The organism is Streptomyces misionensis (assembly GCF_900104815.1).
GTDB classification, from domain to species: domain Bacteria; phylum Actinomycetota; class Actinomycetes; order Streptomycetales; family Streptomycetaceae; genus Streptomyces; species Streptomyces misionensis.
Window position 1 is genome coordinate 1,287,302 of the sequence record NZ_FNTD01000004.1, and the last position, 18,229, is coordinate 1,305,530.

The window sequence follows — 18,229 nt, forward strand, 5'->3', positions numbered from 1 at the left end:
CCGGCCGAACGTCGCCGCGTCAGCCGCGCGGCACGGTCCCTCGCTCCGGTCGTGCGGCTGCGGCCCGGCACGGTGCACGTGGGCACTGTGCCGGGCCGCAGCCGGTCCTACGCCCTGCCGAAGGCGACCGGTGTGCCGTCCGCGGCCGGGACGAAGAGGCGGGACCTGAGCATGGCGATGCCGGGACGACGGAGCCGCGCCAGTCCTCCTCGGCCGGGTTCGGCGACGTGGGCGGCGGCTCCGGGTAACGCCGGTACGTCCACACCACGGACCCGGTCCGCTCGTCGAGCGGTCGGACGGCCACGCCCCACTACCCGCGTGGGACGTTCACACACATGGAGTGATGGTGAGTTCGGTGATGCGTCCGTCATCATCGAGCGTGAAGGCGTGGGCGAGGTCGACGGTGCCGCCGGGAAAGTCGCCTTCCAGGCGCTGGGTCACCGTCCAGTGCCGGTCGTCGTGCGGGACCGCGGTGAGCGGGGTGGTCGTGTAGGTGTACTCGGTCGAGGTCCGGTCCAGCCAGGCCCGGACCGCGTCACGGCCGCGGTGGGCGCGGCCGTCGTCGACCACCACGACGGCGGGTGCGAAGCAGTCGGCCGCCGTGGGCACGTCGTGGCGGGTGTGGGCGTCGAGGTACGTCCGGACGCGGACGGGCAGGTCGGGGAAGCCGTTCGGGGTCATACGGGTTCTCTTCTCGTTACGAAGTGGGTCGGTGGGTGGTGGGTCAGACGGTGGGGACCGTGCCGCCATCGATGGTGTGCTCGGCGCCCGTGATCGCGGCGGCGCTGTCGGAGACGAGGAAGGCGACCAGCTCGGCCACCTCCTCGGGTCGTGCGGGGCGGCCGAGGGGGATGCCTCCGAGTGAGGCCAGCACCTGCTCCCAGGCAGCGGCCTGGTCGATGCCCTGTGCGTCGGCGATGCGGCCCACCAGGGCCGTGGTGCCCTCCGTCGCGATCGCGCCCGGGGAGACCACGTTGACCCGTACGCCGTGCGGCGCCAGCTCGCGGGCGAGGCCCTTGCTGTACGTGGTCAACGCGGCCTTCGCGGCGGCGTAGCCGAGCGTGGCGTCGGGCAGGGGCAGACGCCGCTGGATGGAGGAGACGTGGACGACGGCGCCCCGTCCCGCGCCGCGCATCGCCGGGAGCAGCGCGCGGTCGAGGCGGACGGCGGCCAGTAGGTTGAGGGCGAGCTCGTCCTGCCAGTGCGCGTCGGTGAGGGCGGCGAACCCGCCGGCCGGCGCACGGGAGCCGCCGAGCGTGTGCACGACGACGTGCGGGGTGCCGAGCCGGTCGCGCACCGCCGAGGCGACGGTGTCGACGCCTTCCGGCGTGGTCAGATCGGCCGTGACGAACAGGGGGTCCGGGGCCGCGTCCGCGGGTGCCGTGCGGGCCGTCGCGAGCACGGTGGCGCCGGCCGCGCGCAGGCGCGCCGCGATCGCGGCGCCGGTGCCCCGCCCAGCGCCGGTGACGACGGCGAGGCGCCCCGCAAGGGAAGTGGTGCTGGTCATGGGGGCAGCGTGCCGCCTCCCGCGGCACACGGCTCAAGCGCTGCACTCTCCCCCTGCGGGAGGGTGCAGAGTGGGACGCGTGTTGACGATCGGCGAGTTCTCCCGGCTGACCCACCTGAGTATCCGTACGCTGCGCCGCTACCACGAGGCCGGGCTGCTGGAGCCCGCGCACGTGGCCCCGTCGAGCGGCTACCGGTACTACGACCCAGACCAGATCCCCGCCGCACAGGTCATCTCCCGGCTGCGGGAACTCGACGTACCGCTCGCCGACGTCAGGCGGATCCTGCTCACCCCGGACCCGACCGTGCGGGCGCACCTGGTGGGCGAACACCTCCAGCGGCTCAAGGACCAGCTGTCACGGACCCAGGCGGCCGTCGCATCGCTGCAACGGCTGCTGCGCCCCGAGCCGGCCGGTGTCGCCGTCGAACTGCGCCACGCGCCCGCGCGGCGCGTGGCCGCGGTGCGGGGCACGGTCACGCACGAGGAGGTGTTGCCCTGGTACGCGGGCGCGATGGCCGAGCTGGACGCCGTCGTCGACGCACCCGCGGGTCCTCCGGGCGGCCTCTACGACAACGCGCTGTTCAGCGAGGGCCGCGGGGACGTGCTCGTGTACGTCCCGGTCGCCGCCCCCGTGCCGGACCTGGGGCGCGTCCAGGGCACCGAACTGCCGCCCGCGGAACTCGCGGTCACCGTGCACCCGGGGACCCACGACACCATCGACGTCACCTACGGCGAACTGGGCAGGTGGGTCGCCGACCACGCACTCGCCGTGGCCGGGCCGGTGCGCGAGACCTACCTCGTGGGCCCGCGCGACACCCCGGTCGCCGACCGGTGGCGCACCGAAATCGGCTGGCCGGTGTTCCGGGTCACCGACGCCGGCCCCGCCCGGTCTGACTCCGGTACGGCCCGACCGGGACGGTAGACCGGCCTACGCGACCGCCGTCTGCCGGTCGGACGTAGGGCAGGTCGTCGGGGGTTCCGAGGGCCACCCGGTCGTGGACGAGGTGGGCGAACTGGTCGTCACCCACCCCATGCCGTCCATGCCGCTGTACTTCTGGAACGACCCCGAGGGACGCCGCTACCGCGACGCCTACTTCTCCACGTACGACGGGGTGTGGCGGCACGGCGACTGGATCACGCTCACGGGACACGGGTCGGTGATCGTGCACGGCCGCTCCGACAGCACGCTGAACCGCAACGGCGTACGGCTGGGCAGCGCCGACATCCATGACGTGGTCGAGCGGCTTCCGGAGATCGCGGTGGCGCTGGTCATCGGCGCGGAAGAGCCGGATGGCGGCAACTGGATGCCCCTGTTCGTGGTCCTTGCGCCGGGTGCCGAACTGGATGACGCCCTGCGCGACCGCATCCGCGAGGTCATCCGCACCGGTGCCTCGCCCCGTCACGTCCCCGACGAGATCATCGAGGTGCCGGCCGTCCAGCACACTCGTACCGGGAAGAAGCTGGAGGTTCCGGTCAAACGTTGCGGACACGACCTAGTGGAGCCGCCCGGGACCACCGGCCGAGTCCGCCGACCGGGTCCCTCGGCCGGGTCCGTCGGCCAGGCGGCACGCGCGGAGCCGGCGCCCTGACCTGGGTCACGGCGCCGGTGCGAAGGGAAAAGGGGCGGAGAGCGCCGGCGCTCCCCGGCCCTTGATCGTCAGCCGCGCGCGCCCAGCAGGTGGTCCATCGCCAGCTGGTCGAGCCGCTCGAACGCCATGCCGCGGGCGGCGGCCGCATCGACGTCGAAGTCCTCGAACGCGGCGCGGTCGGCGAGCAGGGCCTGCAGGCCGTCGGCCGCGGTCGGCTCGGCGAGCTGGTCCAGGCGGGCGGCACGCAGCGCCTCCTGCACCTCGGGGTCGGCGCGGAAGGCGGCCGAGCGCTCCTTGAGGATCAGGTAGTTGCGCATGCAGCCGGCGGCCGACGCCCACACGCCGTCGAGGTCCTCGGTCCGCGGCGGCTTGAAGTCGAAGTGCCGCGGGCCCTCGTAACCGGCGCTCTCCAGCAGGTCGACCAGCCAGAACGCCGCCCGCAGGTCGCCGGCGCCGAACCGCAGGTCCTGGTCGTACTTGATGCCGGACTGGCCGTTGAGGTCGATGTGGAAGAGCTTGCCCGCCCACAGGGCCTGCGCGATGCCGTGCGGGAAGTTCAGGCCCGCCATCTGCTCGTGGCCGACCTCCGGGTTGACGCCGTACAGCTCGGGCCGCTCCAGGCGCTCGATGAAGGCCAGGGCGTGACCGACGGTGGGCAGCAGGATGTCACCGCGCGGCTCGTTCGGCTTGGGCTCGATGGCGAAGCGGAGGTTGTACCCCTGGGCGGTGACGTACTCGCCCAGGATGTCGAACGCCTCCTTCATGCGGTCGAGGGCCGCCCGCACGTCCTTGGCGGCGCCGGACTCGGCGCCCTCGCGACCGCCCCAGGCGACATAGACCTCGGCGCCCAGTTCGGCGGCAAGGTCGATGTTGCGGATCGTCTTCCGCAGCGCGTACCGGCGCACGTCGCGGTCGTTGGCGGTGAACCCGCCGTCCTTGAAGACGGGGTGGGTGAAGAGGTTCGTGGTGGCCATGGGCACCTTCATGCCGGTGGCGTCCAGGGCCTCGCGGAAGCGCTTGATGTGCGCCTCGCGCTCGGCGTCGGAGGACCCGAAGGGGATCAGGTCGTCGTCGTGGAAGGTCACACCGTGGGCGCCGAGCTCGGCCAGGCGCTGCACCGTCTCGACGGGGTCGAGGGCGCGGCGGGTGGCGTCGCCGAACGGGTCCCTCCCCTGCCAGCCGACGGTCCACAGGCCGAAGGTGAACCTGTCTTCGGGGGTGGGCTGGTAGCTCATGGCGCGGCTCCTTGGTCTTGCGGCTATTTCGTCATGGCCGTTTACAAATTAGTATGCGGACGCACCCCTGGGAAAAGACAACGTGTCTTCGACCACAAGGTGTCTTCGACCGGTGTCTCCCGCAAGCACCCAGCCAAGGGGTGTCCCGGGGAGCGCGCCACAGCACATCCCGCGAGCCGCGGAAGTAGGGAGAGCGCCATGTCAGCAGCCGAGGGTCCGCTCGTCGTCGGTGTGGACACGTCCACCCAGTCCACGAAGGCCCTGGTCGTCGACGTGTCCACCGGGCGGGTGGTGGCGAGCGGCCAGGCCCCGCACACCGTCTCCTCCGGCGCGGGCCGGGAGAGTGATCCGCGCCAGTGGTGGGACGCCCTGTGCGAGGCGTTGCGCCAGTGCGGTGAAGCGGCGCACGAGGCCGCCGCGGTGTCCGTCGGCGGCCAGCAGCACGGCCTGGTCACCCTGGACGAGCACGGCGATCCGGTGCGCCCGGCCCTGCTCTGGAACGACGTCCGTTCTGCGCCGCAGGCCCGTCGGCTGGTGGCGGAACTGGGCGGCCCGAAGGCCTGGGCGGAGCGCACCGGCAGCGTGCCCGGCGCGTCGTTCACGGCGACGAAGTGGGCCTGGCTGGCCGAGCACGAGCCGGAGGCGGTCCGCGCCACCAAGGCTGTACGGCTCCCCCACGACTACCTCACCGAGCGGCTGACCGGCCAGGCCGTCACCGACCGCGGTGACGCCTCCGGCACCGGCTGGTGGGCGTCCGGCACGGAGCGGTACGACGAGGAGACCCTGGCGCACATCGGGCTCGACCCGGCGCTGCTGCCCCGGGTGGTGCGGCCGGGCGAGGTGGCAGGGACCGTCCGCGACGGCCATGACCTGCCGTTCTCCAGAGGCACCCTGGTGGCGGCCGGAACCGGTGACAACGCGGCGGCGGCCCTGGGGCTCGGGCTGCGGCCGGGCACCCCGGTGCTGAGCCTGGGGACGTCCGGCACGGTGTACGCCGTCTCCCGGCGCCGCCCGGCCGACCCGACCGGCACGGTGGCGGGTTTCGCCGACGCGCACGGCGACTGGCTGCCGCTGGCCTGCACCCTGAACTGCACGCTCGCCGTCGACCGCGTCGCGGCCCTGCTCGGCCTGGACCGCGAGGCCGTGGCACCCGGCGGCTCCGTGACGCTCCTGCCGTACCTGGACGGCGAGCGGACCCCGAACCTGCCGAACGCCTCCGGGCTGCTGCACGGGCTGCGCCACGACACGACCCCGGGCCAGTTGCTCCAGGCGGCCTACGACGGGGCCGTGCACGCGCTGCTCGGCGCGCTCGACCTGGTCCTCGACGAGGACGCCGACCGTGACAGCCCGCTGCTGCTGATCGGCGGCGGGGCGCGGGGCCGGGCCTGGCAGCAGACCGTGCGCCGGCTGTCGGGGCGGCCGGTTCGGATCCCGGAGGCGAGGGAGCTGGTCGCCCTGGGCGCGGCGGCCCAGGCGGCCGGGCTGCTGACCGGCGAGGATCCGGCGGCCGTGGCGCGCCGCTGGAACACGACCGCGGGCCCGGTCCTGGAGGCCGTGCCCCAGGACGAGGAGACGCTGGCCCGGATCAGCGGGGTACTCTCCGACGCGGCTCCGCTGCTGGAACGGGCGACGGAGGACCGCTGAGCCCTGCCACCCCACGGACCGAGGAATGACGCCGGCATGACCGCACCGCTGAACCAGTCCCTCCCCCAGGGGATCGGCCCAGCCCTGCCGGACACCCAGCAGGGCATGCGCCGGCGCAACCTCGCACGGGTGATGCACGCGGTCAGCGCCGAAGGCTCGCTGTCCCGGGCCGCGGTGGCCTCGCGCATCGGTCTGACGCGGGCCGCCGTGTCGACCCTGGTGGACGAGCTGATCCGCACCGGGCTGCTGGAGGAACTGGGCCCCGAGCGGCCGGGCCGGGTGGGCAGGCCCGGGTCGGCGCTGGCGGTGAGCGGCCGCGGTCCGGCCGGGATCGGCGCGGAGATCGGCGTCGACCACCTGGCGGTGTGCGCGGTCGATCTGCGCGGTACGGTCCGCGCGCGGGCCGTGCGCCGGGGCGCCAACCGCGGCCGGGCGCCCGAGGCCGTGACCGCGGAGCTGATGTCGCTGGTCCGCCAGGTCGTCGCCGAGGCCGGGCGCGAGGAGCTGTGGCCCGCGGGACTCGCGGTCGCCGTACCGGGACTGGTGGCGCGTGACGGACGGACGGTCGTCCGCGCCCCCAATCTCGACTGGCGCGACACGGACCTCGGCGCCCTGCTGGGCGACGACTGGCCGCTCATGGTGGACAACGAGGCCAACTTCGGCGCGCTGGCCGAGCTGTGGTTGGGCGCCGGCACCCCCCGTGAGTTCCTGCACGTGTCGGCCGAGATCGGCATCGGTGCCGCGGTCGTCGTGGACGGGCAACTCCTGCGCGGCACACGGGGTTTCGCGGGCGAGTTGGGTCATGTGCCGGTGCGGCCGGACGGGCCCGCGTGCGCATGTGGCGGGCGTGGCTGTCTCGAGCAGTACGCGGGCCAGGAGGCGGTGCTGCGCGCTGCGGGACTCGAACCGCGTCAGGATCTCGTCGGCCTGCTCGCGGAGCGCGCGGAGCAGGGCGAGGAGGGAGTGCGCGCGGCCCTGCGGGACGCCGGCACGGCGCTCGGCATCGCCCTGACCGGGGCGGTGAACCTGCTCGATCCGGAGACGGTGGTCCTGGGCGGTGCCCTGGCGGGCCTCTCGCCCTGGCTGCTGCCCTCGCTCGAGGCGGAACTGGCGGGCCGTTCGGCGGGTCCGGCCTGTCCGCTGGCGGTGTCCCCGCTCGGCCCCGAGGGGCCCTTGCTGGGCGCGGCGCACTCCGTCGTCCGAGCCGTGCTGGACGATCCGGCCGCCGTGGCACAGCGTCCCTGACGCCCGCTTTCCCCCGGCCCGAAGACGCTCTGGCAGGCGGCTCCGGTGCGTCCACGCGCCCGTCGGCGTACGGCACTCACCCGAACGAGTGGCCGAGTTGTCCACAAGCTTCGGCTTGTCCACGGAACCGTGGCGCACCCTTCTGCCGGACCCGGCCGCGCCGTACCGTGAATCACACGAGGTGCGCGCTGCCGGCCCGTCAGGTCCCGCTCGGCCCTCGTGACTTCGGAGCATTCGCACAGATCGGGCGGCAGCGGACGGACACCGGGGGACACATGCGCGGGCAGACCAGCGGGACTTTGCGGCGTGATGCCATCGGGTTGCGCGAAGTCCTGTTCCAGAGCGTCACGGCGATGGCGCCGGCCGCCGCGGTGGCCGCGTCGATCCCGGCCGGCGCCGCCTTCGCGGGCGGCAGCCTTCCGCTGGCGGTGCTCATCGCCCTGGTGGCCTGCCTGTTCACCGCCTCCTGCGTCGCGGAGCTGGCGCGCGAGCTGCCTACGGCGGGCTCGGTCGCCACCTACGCGGCGCGTGGATTACATCCGGCCGTCGGCTTCCTCGTCGGCTGGGGTTATGTCTTCGTGGAGATGCTGGTTCCTCCACTGCTGCTCCTGCAACTGGGCTTCACGGTGGCGGGCACCCTGCATGACGAGTGGTCCTCGTACCCGGCGGATCTGTGGTGGCCCTACCCCCTGGTGGGCGCCGCCGTGATCGCCGTCGCGGGGTACTTCGGCGTCCGGGCCTCGGCCCGCTTCGGCACCGTCCTCGGCGCCTTCGAGGTCCTTGTCTTCCTGGTGTTCGCGGTGCTGCTGATCGGCCGGGCGGGGAGCGGCAACACCCTGTCGGTCTTCGGTACTTCGCACACCGCCGGCGGATACAGCGGTGTCGGCGGCGTCTTCGCGGGGTCCGTGTACACCGTGCTGGCGTTCGCCGGGTTCGAGGCGGCGGCACCGCTCGCCGAGGAGACGCGCGAGCCCCGGCGGACGATGCACCGCGCGGTGCTGGGCGCCGCCCTGGGCATCGGCCTGTTCTACGTCGTCACGACCTATGCGATGACCGTCTACTTCGGGCCGGACCGGTTCGCCGGATTCAGCGCGTCCGGCAGGGCCTCCTGGGAGGGGGTCGCCCGGGCCTCGTTCGGCCTCTTCTGGGTACTGCTGTTCCTCGCGGTGGTCAACTCCACGATCGCCAACGCCAACGCGTGCGCCAACGTGTCGACGCGTACGGCCTTCGCACTGGCCCGCGTCCGCGTCCTGCCCCGTCTGCTCGCCACGCTCCATCCCCGGCACCGCTCCCCGGTGGCGGGCATCGCGGTGCAGACCGTCGTGGCCGTCGCCGCCGTGCTGGGGCTGGGCCTCGGTTACGGCCCCGAGACGGCGTTCCTGCTCCTCGCCACGGTGATCGTGACGGTCGTCATCGGCGTCTACATCGTGGTGAACCTCGCCTGCGCCGGCCACTTCGTACGGGCGGGCGGCGGCGCCCTCAAGCCGGTGCGGCACCTGCTGTTCCCGGTGCTGGGCATCGCCGCTTTCGTTCCCGCGCTGCTGACGGCCGCCGGTCTCCCGGTGTTCACCTTCGTGACCAAGCTGAGCGCTCCGGTGTCCTACGCCGGTCCCGTGGTCGGCGTCTGGCTGGCGATCGGCGTGGTGGTGCTGCTGGTCCTGCTCCGGCGCCACCCCGAGCGCATAGCCGAGACCGCGCGGGTCCACATGGAGGAGCACGATCCGGCCGTTCCCCGCCGGGACGGCACCGTGCCCGGCTGAACCGGCGCCCGCACCGGGCCGACCGGGCGGATACGGCCCCACCCGCGACCGCCCGCGTCCCCTCTCTCTCTTACGCAGGACCACCCCCACCAGAAGGGACCCACGTCACGATGACCGACCCCCGGATCCTCACCGTGCGCCCGCGACCGGACGAGTACGCCTGGACGTTCGGCGGTGCGGCACCTGTGGCACGCGTCGCGCCCGGTACGGTGCTCGACCTGTTCACGGAGGACTGCTTCGCCGGCCGGGTCCGCTCGGAGAAGGACCTCGTGTCCGAGGTCTGCGAGTTCCCCTTCCTCAATCCCCAGACGGGGCCCTTCCACATCGAGGGCGCCGAGCCCGGTGACACGGTGGCCGTGCACTTCGTGTCGGTGGAACCGGCGCGCGACTGGGCGGCGTCGACCACCGTCCCGCTCTTCGGGGCGCTCACCTCCACCCACACGACCGCCTCGCTCCAGCCGCCGTTGCCGGAGCGGGTGTGGATCTGGCAACTGGACCGCACCCGGCGCACCGCCCTGTTCCGCGCCCGGGACAGTGACTTCGAGGTGGAGCTGCCGCTGGAACCCATGCACGGCACGGTGGGCGTGGCCCCCGCCAACCTGGAGGTCCGCTCCGCGCTGGTCCCGGACGCGCACGGCGGCAACATGGACACCCCCGAGATGCGCGCCGGGGTCACCTGCTACCTCGGCGTCAACGTGGAGGGCGCCCTGCTCAGCCTCGGTGACGGGCACGCACGGCAGGGCGAGGGCGAAACCTGCGGTGTGGCGGTGGAGTGCGCCATGAACACCGTGGTGATCGTGGACCTCCTCAAGGACGTCGCGACCCCGTGGCCCCGGCTGGAATCGGACACGCACATCGTCTCGACCGGATCGGCGCGCCCGCTGGAGGACGCGTTCCGGATATCGCAGCTGGACCTGGTGCAGTGGCTGGTGCGCGACTACGGGTTCAGCGAGCTGGACGCGTACCAGTTCGCCACGCAGACGGTCGAGTCTCCGCTGGCGAACGTGTGCGACACCAACTACACGTGCGTGGCCAAGCTCCGCAAGGAGTGGCTGCCCGTACGGGACACCTACCGCGGTATGCACGCACGGCTGCGAGAGACCGCACGGTTCCTGCGCGGCTGACACCCGGCCCGGCCGCCGGCACACGCGGGCCACACCCGCCCGCCTCCCCCTCTCCTCACGAACACGAGGGATGCACCTCCCGCACTTCCGCCACCCCGCCCACCCTCCAACTCCCCTTCAGAAAGGCATCCACGATGGACATGGACCGGGAAAGACCGCGTCTGAGCAGACGGTGGCTCCTGAAGGGCGCGGCGCTCGCCGCCGTCCCGTACGTGCTGCTCCCCGAGCCGAGCGCCGGAGCGCAGACCGGTTCCGTCGACTACCCGGCCGCCGAATGGCAGCCCGCCAGCACCTCCAACTACACGGCTTCCAGCCGGCCCGGCAGCTACACCATCGACCGCGTCATCATCCACGTCACCCAGGAGACGTATGCCAACACCCTGTCCATCTTCCAGAACCCGCAGAAGCAGGTGTCCGCCCACTATCTGGTCCGGTCGGCGGACGGGCACATCGCGCAGTGCGTCCACGAGAGCGACATCGCCTGGCACGCGGGCAACTGGGACTACAACACCCGCAGCATCGGCATCGAGCACGAGGGATGGGTGGACCAGCCCTCCTATTTCACCAACGCCCTCTACGAGCAGTCGGCGAAGCTCACGGCGGCGATCTGCGACAAGTACGGCATCCCCAAGAACAGGGACCACATCCTCGGCCACTACGAGGTACCCGGCACCGACCACACCGATCCCGGACCCAACTGGGACTGGGTGCGCTACATCAGACTGGTCAACTTCGCCTGACACGATTCCCCGGCCGACGTCACACCTGTTGTCTGAGCGGACACGGCACGTGACGATGGATCCGGCCGGATCAACGCCGTATCACCGTCCGGGGAGGCCGAGTTGACCGATCCGTGGGTGGCCCTGGAGCCGGGGGCCGATCCCGCCGAGCGCGTCCGGGTGCTGCGCAGGGCGCACGAGACGTTCACCACGGTCGGGGCGGTGCCGCGGCCGGTGCGGTCGGTGGTCGCGGAGTCGTGGCGGCGCAGCGCGCGGGCCGGCGTCGTACCGGACGGCACCGCGAGTGTGGAGCTGTCCGACGGCGATCTGGGTGCCTACCGGACGGAGCATCCGCTGGCCCAGGTGATGCCGCTGTTCCGGGAGCTGATGGGCACGTTCGCCGCGGACGACGAGCAGCTGCTCGCGGTGTGTGACGCGCAGGGCAGGCTGCTGTGGGTCGAGGGGCACCCGGCGGCCCGGCGGCGGGCGGACGGGATGAACTTCGTGCCGGGGGCGCGCTGGTCGGAGGCCGCGGTGGGGACCAACGCGCCGGGGACGGCCGTCGCCCTGGGCCGACCGGTGCAGGTGTTCGCGGCGGAGCACTTCACCCGGCGGGTGCAGCCCTGGACGTGTGTTGCCGCTCCGGTGCACGATCCGCGCACCGGGCGGGTCCTGGGCGCGGTGGACGTCACCGGTGGGGACGGGCTGGCGCATCCGCACAGCCTGGGCTTCGTGCAGGCGGTGGCGCGGGCCGCGGAGGCCCAGTTGGCGCTGCTCGCCCCGGTGCGGCCCGCCGCGGACACGCCGACGCTGGGCGCGCTGGGCCGGGACGAGGCCGAACTCGCCCTGGGTGGCCGACGGATCAGGCTGAGCCGTCGGCACAGCGAGATCGTGCTGTTGCTGTCCCGGCACCCCGAGGGGCTGACGGGCGATGAGCTGCTCTGCGCGTTGTACGCGGACGAGTCGGTGACGCCGGTGACCCTGCGGGCGGAGCTGGCCCGCCTGCGCCGGTTGTTGGGGCCGGGGCTGCTGGCCTCGCGGCCGTACCGGCTGACCGCGGCGGTCGAGGCGGACGCGACCGTGGTGGAGCGGCGGCTGGGTTCGGGGGCGCTCACCGCGGCGATGGAGGTGTATGCCGGGCCGCTGCTGCCCGGTTCGCAGGCTCCGGCGATCGTACGGCTGCGGGAGCGTCTGGCCCGGGAGCTGCGGGCGGCACTGATCGCGCACCGCGATCCCGACCTGCTGGCGGACTGGGCGCACGCGCCGTGGGGCGAGGACGACGTCGAGGTGTGGCGGGCGCTCGCCGCGGTGCGTCCGTCGGCTTCGGCGCGGGAGCGGCTGGCGGCCCTGGAGGCCGAGTTGGCGGCGCCCGTCGTCCGGATGCGAGCGGGAGGCGGCGGCGCAACGTACTTGCAACGTCCGACCGCCTAGCCTCGCGCCGAGAGCTGCCCAAGGGCGGGCAGCGCTGCACCGGGAGGCACTTCAGGATGACTCGTTACGCGGCGCCGGGCACCGAGGGCGCGATCGTCTCCTACCAGGCGCGTTACGACCACTTCATCGGCGGGGAGTACGTGCCGCCGGTGCGCGGGCAGTACTTCGAGAACCCGTCGCCGGTCAACGGGCTGCCGTTCACCGAGGTCGCGCGCGGCACCGCGGAGGACGTGGAGCGCGCGCTGGACGCGGCGCACGAGGCCGCCCCCGGGTGGGGCCGTACGTCGGTGACGGAGCGCTCCGACATCCTGCGCAGGATCGCCGACCGGATGGAGGCCAACCTCGAAGCCCTGGCGGTGGCGGAGAGCTGGGAGAACGGCAAGCCGGTGCGGGAGACGCTGGCGGCCGACATCCCGCTGGCGATCGACCACTTCCGGTACTTCGCCGGGGCGATCCGGGCGCAGGAGGGGTCGCTGGGCGAGATCGACGACGACACGGTGGCGTACCACTTCCACGAGCCGCTCGGGGTCGTCGCGCAGATCATCCCGTGGAACTTCCCGATCCTGATGGCCACGTGGAAGCTGGCGCCCGCGCTCGCCGCGGGTAACGCGGTGGTGCTCAAGCCCGCCGAGCAGACCCCTGCCTCCATCCACTACTGGGTGAGCCTGATCGCCGATCTGCTCCCGCCGGGCGTGCTGAACATCGTCAACGGCTTCGGCGTCGAGGCGGGCAAGCCGCTGGCGTCGAGCCCGCGGGTGGCGAAGGTGGCGTTTACCGGGGAAACCACGACCGGGCGGCTGATCATGCAGTACGCCTCCGAGAACATCAAGCCGGTCACGCTCGAACTGGGCGGCAAGTCGCCGAACATCTTCTTCGACGACGTCTGGGCGCACGACGACGACTTCCGCGACAAGGCGCTGGAAGGCTTCACCATGTTCGCGCTCAACCAGGGCGAGGTGTGCACCTGCCCGTCCCGGGCGCTCGTCCAGCGCGGCAACTACGCCGAGTTCCTGGAGGCGGCGGTCGAGCGCACCCGGCAGATCAAGCACGGGCACCCGCTCGACACGGACACGATGATCGGCGCCCAGGCCTCCAACGACCAGCTGGAGAAGATCCTCTCCTACCTGGACATCGGCCGGCAGGAGGGCGCGAAGGTCCTCACGGGCGGTGAACGGATCGAGTACGACGGCGAGTTGAAGGGCGGCTACTACGTCCAGCCGACCATCTTCGAGGGCGACAACCGGATGCGGATCTTCCAGGAGGAGATCTTCGGCCCGGTCGTCTCGGTGGCTTCCTTCGACGACTTCGACGACGCCATCAAGATCGCCAACGACACGCTGTACGGCCTCGGCGCGGGCGTGTGGACCCGTGACATCAACACCGCCTACCGCGCGGGCCGCGCGATCCAGGCGGGCCGTGTGTGGACCAACTGCTACCACGCGTACCCGGCGCACGCCGCGTTCGGCGGGTACAAGCAGTCCGGCATCGGGCGCGAGACCCACAAGATGATGCTGGAGCACTACCAGCAGACGAAGAACCTCCTCGTGTCGTACTCACCGAAGAAGCTGGGCTTCTTCTAAACGCCGGCGAAGGGCGCCTGACCAGGGGAGATACCTGACAGGCGCCCTTCTCAGCGCACATCTAAGGGCTTGCAGATCATCAAGGTGTTGCTTCCCGTCCCAAGGCTCGTTGGTGTGGTATGCGCATCCCGGACGAGATCCGTACCCAACTCGCCATGAAGTTCTCGGTGTTGTTCCCGCATCTGGATGAGCGGCAGCGACGGCTGCTGATGGCCGCAGAGGCCCGTGTCCTGGGACACGGTGGTGTTCGGTCCGTCGCGCGGGCGACCTCGGTGAGTGAGACCACGGTCCGCAAGGGCGTGTTCGAGCTGGAGACCGGCGAGGAGCCTCTGGGGCGGGTGCGGCGGCCAGGCGGGGGCCGCAAGAGGGTCGCAGATCTTGATCCGGGGCTGCGGCCGGCACTGCTGGCGCTGGTCGAGCCGGACGAGCGCGGTGATCCCATGTCGCCACTGCGGTGGACGGTGAAGTCGACCCGCACGTTGGCGCGGGAGCTGGCTCGGACCGGGCACAAAGTCAGTGCGGACACCGTCGCGGACCTGCTGCGGGAGGAAGGCTTCAGTCTGCAGGCCAACGCCAAGACCGTCGAGGGCAGCCAGCATCCGGACCGGGATGCCCAGTTCCGTTATCTCAACGAGCAGGCCCGCGATCACCGGGACGCCGGCCAGCCGGTGATCAGCGTGGACACCAAGAAGAAGGAGCTCTCGGCGAGATCAAGAACAACGGCTGCAAGTGGCGGCCTGCGGCTGATCCGGTGCCGGTGAACGTCCATGACTTCGCCGACCCGCAGCTGGGCAAGGCCGTACGGGATCTACGATCTCGCAGCGGACACCGGCTGGGTCAACATGGGCACCGATCACGACGCCGCCGCGTTCGCAGTGGAATCGATCCGCCGCTGGTGGTGCGGCCAGGGCCGGGCCGCCTACCCGCAGGCGACACGACAAAATCGAGCACCGGCTCTTCTCCCACATCACCATGAACTGGCGTGGCCGCCCGCTGACCAGCCACGAAGTCATCGTCCAGTCCATCGCCGCGACCACCACCCGCACCGGCCCGCGCGTCATGGCCGAGCTGGACACCAACACCTACCCAACCGGAGTCCAGATCGGCGACGCGGAGATGGCGGCCCTGCCACTGACCCGACACGCCTTCCACGGCGACTGGAACTATGCCCTGCACACCCAGCCCTGCCCAGCCGTCCCAGCGACCCGGGCTCCGCAGAAGCCGGCCCCGGAGTGGGACCACGCTTTCCTGTCCGACCCCGCCCTGACCGGCATGTCACGGCAGCAACTGAGCGATCCCACCGACACTTTGGCACTCGACGGCGACGTCAAGCGCGGCCGACCGCCCCAGCTCGCCTTCCCCGACCAGGTCCTGGCAGCCGTCCTTCACCTGCGGGTCGCCCTGGCCGCGGAACCCCTCGGGGTGCTGTTCGACAGGAGTCGGACCGCCATGCACCGCACCCCGGCTGAAGATCAGGAGGCTGCTCAAGACGCACAGCATCGTCATCCCGCCGGCGGCCACCCCGCCCTCCGCCCTCACAGCCCTCCAGGCTCGGGTTCGAGCCCAGACCGGCAACCCCAACAGCAAGATCAAGACGACGTGTTGATGATCTGCAAGCCCTTAGTGGTCCAGTTCGGAAGTCCTTCGGGGGTTGACGTCGAGGGCGGTGTTGTGGCTGGCGTCTGGTCAGATGCAGAGGGCCCAGCCCGCCCACCTGCCCGCCCCCTCGGCTGAGTGGCAGCATCGGTTGCAGGACCCGACGGTGGCCTTCACCAGCGCGGATCGCGGCGTGCAGAGCCTCAGGAGAAAGCGGCCGCATGGTCGGCGGCGAACCGCGCGAACGTTCGGGCCGGCCTGCCGAGGATCGCCGGCACGTCCTCGGATAGCCAGGCCGCATCGCCCTCGGCGATCAGGCTGACCGCGTGGGCGTTCATCGCGGCTATCGGCTCCGGCACACCCACGCTCATCATCGCCTGCTTGTCCTCCTCGATCGTGCGTTCGCTGAACACGATCGGGCGGTCGAGCAGCTTTGCGAGCACCGCCGCCACGTCGGCGTAGGAGAGCAGCTCGGGCCCGGTGAGCCGGTAGGTCTTTCCGATGTGCGGGCCGGGCGAAGCGGCGATCTCCGCAGCCACGGCCGCGACGTCACGGGTGTCGACGAAACCGACCAGCCCGGGGCCGGCCGAGGAGCCGAAAGCGCCGGTCGCCGCGATCGCGGGGGCCAGCATGAGGAAGTTCTGCATGTAGAAGTTGTTGCGCAGGAGGGTGTAGCCCACACCCGAGGCGATCAGGCCGGCTTCAATCTCGGCCTGCCCGCGTTGCCGGGCGATCGGCGAGTCCGCCGAGGCCTTGCTGGTGATCTTCACGACGGTGCCGACTCCCGCTCGGGCGGCACTGGCGATCACGTTCAGCTCTTGGGCCACAACGGCCGGACTGACGAGCACGACGCCGGTGACGTCTCGCATCGCCGCGTCGATGGTCGCCGGGGCGTCGAGGTCGCCTTCGACGACGTCTACTCCGACCTGCCTCAGGGCGCTCGCCTTTGCCGGGTCGCGGGCCAGCATCCGTACGGGCGCGCCGCGTTCCACGAGGAGGCGCGCCGCTTCGGAGCCCACCTTCCCAGGTGTCGTTATGAGGATCATCGTTGGCTCTCCTCTTGATCGGGTTGGTTTGATCGGTTCGCTCCGTCCGCTGCGGCGGTCACGGAGCTGCGGTGTTGTTCCATCGCTTGATGGAACGGCGCGTGACTCACTTGCATCAGAACCCGCGAACCGCGTCCGCGTCTGGGTCTTTGAGCCAGGCGGCCTGGAGCAGGGCCAGCGCCTCGTCGGCCTCGGCCTGGTCGCGCAGCCGGATCTGCCGCCCGCCTACTGCGGCTGCGGCCGAGGCAGCGACGGCGACCGCGCCGACCTGGTCGGCGGTCACCTGGTCCGGGTCACCGGAGTCCACGAGGCGGGTCCGCACCGGCCCTAGCACCAGGGCGAAGGCCCGCTGCTCTCCGTCGAGTTCGGCCGCGAGGACCTGTTGCATCATCAGCAGGGCGGCCTGCTCCATGCTGACCAGGCCGCTGCCGGGTATCGGGGTGAACGCGGAGGCCCCGACGATCAGTGTGTAGGCGCCGCGGGCGTTCAGCCGGGGCAGGCAGGCCCGCAGGACGGCCAGGTGTGCGGTCGCGGGATCGACGAAGGCGCTCTGCCAGTCGGCCTCGTCGATCTCCGAGAGCCGCTTGCCGGCCCACCACCCACCGATCGGGGCCACCACGTCGTCGACGCCGCCGAGCCTGCGCTCCATCTCCTCAGCGAGCTGCTCGGCGCCGGCGAACGTCGTGTAGTCGTGGACCATCAGGTGCAGACGGTCGGTCGCCGCCTCGCCGAGCACCGCTCGGAACTCCTCTGCCCGCTCCTGGGTGCGGGTCGGGACGACGACGTCGGCACCGGCGGCGAGGTAGCCGCGGACGACACCTTCGCCCACGGCGCCCGTGCCGCCCGGCACGAGGGCCCGGCGACTGGACAGGTCGGGAAGTGCATTGCTGCTGTGCATGGGGATCACTCCTCGGGAGCGGTGCGGGGCAGCCGACCGGCGGTCCGACACCGACTGCTCACATGTTGGGTTGCCCAACGTTCTCGCTCGGCCCAACATAGACCCTGCATGTTGGGATGTCCAACAGTTACGATGGGGGCATGACGGACACGGACGACGCGTTGCAGCCCCCGGCCCGGCTGCGTGTGCTCGCCAGCTGGCAGGCGAGCAAGGTGTCAACGCTCGGCGCACGGCTGACCGCCCGACGCATGCCACTGACCGCACGGGCCGACTTCGCGGTCCTGGCGGCACTGGAGGAGTACGGGCCGCTCAGCCAGGCCGAGATCGGCCGCCGCCTCGGCCTCGACCGCAACGACGTCAACGGGATCCTCAACCGCCTCGAAGGCCGGCAGCAGGTCGACCGCCGCACCGACCCCGCCAACCGGCGCCGCAACATCGTCACCGTCACCACCGACGGCAGGCAGTACCTCGAGGAAGTCCAGCAGCACGCCGACGCCGTCCAGGACGAACTCCTCGTCGGCCTCGACGCCGCTGAACGGCAGCAGCTTCACGCCCTGCTGGCCAAACTGCTCGACAGCCATCGACCCCAACCGGCGTAGCGAACCTGGCGCGGCGCCGCCGCCCCCGCCCCGAACCCCCTGTTCCGGGCCGCCCAGGAGTGCAGCGCGGGCCCCGCCGGTCCCCGCCAGGTCCGCCAGCAACCCGGCTGAGGTCCGGGGTTGAGAGCGGCACAGGACCCCGTGCCGGGCAAGGCCCTTCCGACGGTCGCGACGACGGTTGAAGGTGCGCGCAGCTACCAGTCACAGGTGTGGGGAGCCTGCTGAACTACGTCCACACACCGGCTCTCGTCAGTCC

Annotated in this window: 14 protein-coding genes and 2 pseudogenes; 11 read left to right on the plus strand and 5 right to left on the minus strand. The window is 71.9% G+C overall.

Features of this window, described 5'->3' with window-relative positions; translation table 11 throughout:
• Positions 1–327: 327 nt before the first annotated feature.
• Together BLW85_RS07340 and BLW85_RS07345 are read right to left on the minus strand one after the other, a co-directional pair.
• On the minus strand, positions 328–681 hold the full coding sequence (locus BLW85_RS07340) for a nuclear transport factor 2 family protein (protein WP_074991607.1): 354 nt from the start codon (positions 679–681) through the stop codon (positions 328–330).
• A 43-nt stretch (positions 682–724) separates the two neighbouring features.
• Positions 725–1,507, minus strand: coding sequence for an SDR family oxidoreductase (locus tag BLW85_RS07345; RefSeq protein WP_070026419.1), 783 nt, complete (start codon positions 1,505–1,507; stop codon positions 725–727).
• Between the two features lie 79 nt (positions 1,508–1,586).
• Between BLW85_RS07345 and BLW85_RS07350 the strand changes: the two genes are divergently transcribed.
• Positions 1,587–2,429, plus strand: coding sequence for a MerR family transcriptional regulator (locus BLW85_RS07350; RefSeq protein WP_074996005.1), 843 nt, complete (start codon positions 1,587–1,589; stop codon positions 2,427–2,429).
• A 58-nt stretch (positions 2,430–2,487) separates the two neighbouring features.
• Positions 2,488–2,988: pseudogene (locus tag BLW85_RS07355) on the plus strand (AMP-binding enzyme); the annotation flags it as partial.
• A gap of 176 nt (positions 2,989–3,164) precedes the next feature.
• Here the strand turns inward: BLW85_RS07355 and xylA are convergent.
• Entirely contained in the window at positions 3,165–4,331 is a 1,167-nt protein-coding gene (xylA, locus tag BLW85_RS07360) for a xylose isomerase (RefSeq protein WP_074991608.1), read from the minus strand.
• 198 nt (positions 4,332–4,529) lie between these two features.
• Between xylA and xylB the strand changes: the two genes are divergently transcribed.
• The 8 genes and pseudogenes from xylB (at position 4,530) to BLW85_RS07400 (ending at position 15,568) form a co-directional block, all read left to right on the plus strand.
• A complete protein-coding gene (xylB, locus tag BLW85_RS07365; RefSeq protein ID WP_074991609.1) occupies positions 4,530–5,975 on the plus strand; it encodes a xylulokinase in 1,446 nt (481 codons plus the stop codon).
• A gap of 36 nt (positions 5,976–6,011) precedes the next feature.
• A complete protein-coding gene (locus BLW85_RS07370; RefSeq protein ID WP_074991610.1) occupies positions 6,012–7,220 on the plus strand; it encodes an ROK family transcriptional regulator in 1,209 nt (402 codons plus the stop codon).
• A 275-nt stretch (positions 7,221–7,495) separates the two neighbouring features.
• Positions 7,496–8,980, plus strand: a complete 1,485-nt coding sequence (locus BLW85_RS07375) for an APC family permease (protein WP_074991611.1) — start codon at positions 7,496–7,498, stop codon at positions 8,978–8,980.
• A gap of 110 nt (positions 8,981–9,090) precedes the next feature.
• On the plus strand, positions 9,091–10,104 hold the full coding sequence (locus BLW85_RS07380; RefSeq protein ID WP_074991612.1) for an acetamidase/formamidase family protein: 1,014 nt from the start codon (positions 9,091–9,093) through the stop codon (positions 10,102–10,104).
• Between the two features lie 140 nt (positions 10,105–10,244).
• Positions 10,245–10,844 carry an N-acetylmuramoyl-L-alanine amidase gene (locus BLW85_RS07385; protein WP_177329920.1) on the plus strand — a complete coding sequence of 200 codons (600 nt, stop codon included), beginning with the start codon at positions 10,245–10,247 and terminating at the stop codon, positions 10,842–10,844.
• A gap of 102 nt (positions 10,845–10,946) precedes the next feature.
• Complete coding sequence (locus tag BLW85_RS07390; RefSeq protein ID WP_070026409.1) at positions 10,947–12,254, plus strand: GAF domain-containing protein; 1,308 nt, start codon at positions 10,947–10,949, stop codon at positions 12,252–12,254.
• 56 nt (positions 12,255–12,310) lie between these two features.
• On the plus strand, positions 12,311–13,834 hold the full coding sequence (gene adh, locus BLW85_RS07395) for an aldehyde dehydrogenase (RefSeq protein ID WP_070026408.1): 1,524 nt from the start codon (positions 12,311–12,313) through the stop codon (positions 13,832–13,834).
• Positions 13,835–14,043: 209 nt separating this feature from the next.
• Positions 14,044–15,568: pseudogene (locus tag BLW85_RS07400) on the plus strand (ISAzo13 family transposase).
• A 65-nt stretch (positions 15,569–15,633) separates the two neighbouring features.
• On the opposite strand, the gene BLW85_RS07405 reads toward BLW85_RS07400, so the two are convergent.
• A complete protein-coding gene (locus BLW85_RS07405) occupies positions 15,634–16,476 on the minus strand; it encodes an NmrA family NAD(P)-binding protein (RefSeq protein WP_074991613.1) in 843 nt (280 codons plus the stop codon).
• Between the two features lie 115 nt (positions 16,477–16,591).
• Positions 16,592–17,374 (minus strand): SDR family NAD(P)-dependent oxidoreductase, encoded by a 783-nt coding sequence (locus BLW85_RS07410; RefSeq protein WP_074991614.1) that lies wholly within the window; start codon positions 17,372–17,374, stop codon positions 16,592–16,594.
• 140 nt (positions 17,375–17,514) lie between these two features.
• On the opposite strand from BLW85_RS07410, the gene BLW85_RS07415 reads away from it, so the two are divergent.
• Complete coding sequence (locus BLW85_RS07415) at positions 17,515–17,973, plus strand: MarR family winged helix-turn-helix transcriptional regulator (protein ID WP_070028038.1); 459 nt, start codon at positions 17,515–17,517, stop codon at positions 17,971–17,973.
• The last annotated feature ends 256 nt before the right edge of the window (positions 17,974–18,229 follow it).

Bases quoted from the DNA above. Each gene is read 5' to 3' on its own strand.
- xylA (WP_074991608.1), bottom strand. From the start codon at position 4,331: ATGAGCTACCAGCCCACCCCCGAAGACAGGTTCACCTTCGGCCTGTGG.
- BLW85_RS07405 (WP_074991613.1), bottom strand. From the start codon at position 16,476: ATGATCCTCATAACGACACCTGGGAAGGTGGGCTCCGAAGCGGCGCGC.
- xylB (WP_074991609.1), top strand. From the start codon at position 4,530: ATGTCAGCAGCCGAGGGTCCGCTCGTCGTCGGTGTGGACACGTCCACC.
- BLW85_RS07380 (WP_074991612.1), top strand. From the start codon at position 9,091: ATGACCGACCCCCGGATCCTCACCGTGCGCCCGCGACCGGACGAGTAC.
- adh (WP_070026408.1), top strand. From the start codon at position 12,311: ATGACTCGTTACGCGGCGCCGGGCACCGAGGGCGCGATCGTCTCCTAC.
- BLW85_RS07345 (WP_070026419.1), bottom strand. From the start codon at position 1,507: ATGACCAGCACCACTTCCCTTGCGGGGCGCCTCGCCGTCGTCACCGGC.
- BLW85_RS07370 (WP_074991610.1), top strand. From the start codon at position 6,012: ATGACCGCACCGCTGAACCAGTCCCTCCCCCAGGGGATCGGCCCAGCC.
- BLW85_RS07385 (WP_177329920.1), top strand. From the start codon at position 10,245: ATGGACCGGGAAAGACCGCGTCTGAGCAGACGGTGGCTCCTGAAGGGC.
- BLW85_RS07375 (WP_074991611.1), top strand. From the start codon at position 7,496: ATGCGCGGGCAGACCAGCGGGACTTTGCGGCGTGATGCCATCGGGTTG.
- BLW85_RS07340 (WP_074991607.1), bottom strand. From the start codon at position 681: ATGACCCCGAACGGCTTCCCCGACCTGCCCGTCCGCGTCCGGACGTAC.
- BLW85_RS07410 (WP_074991614.1), bottom strand. From the start codon at position 17,374: ATGCACAGCAGCAATGCACTTCCCGACCTGTCCAGTCGCCGGGCCCTC.
- BLW85_RS07415 (WP_070028038.1), top strand. From the start codon at position 17,515: ATGACGGACACGGACGACGCGTTGCAGCCCCCGGCCCGGCTGCGTGTG.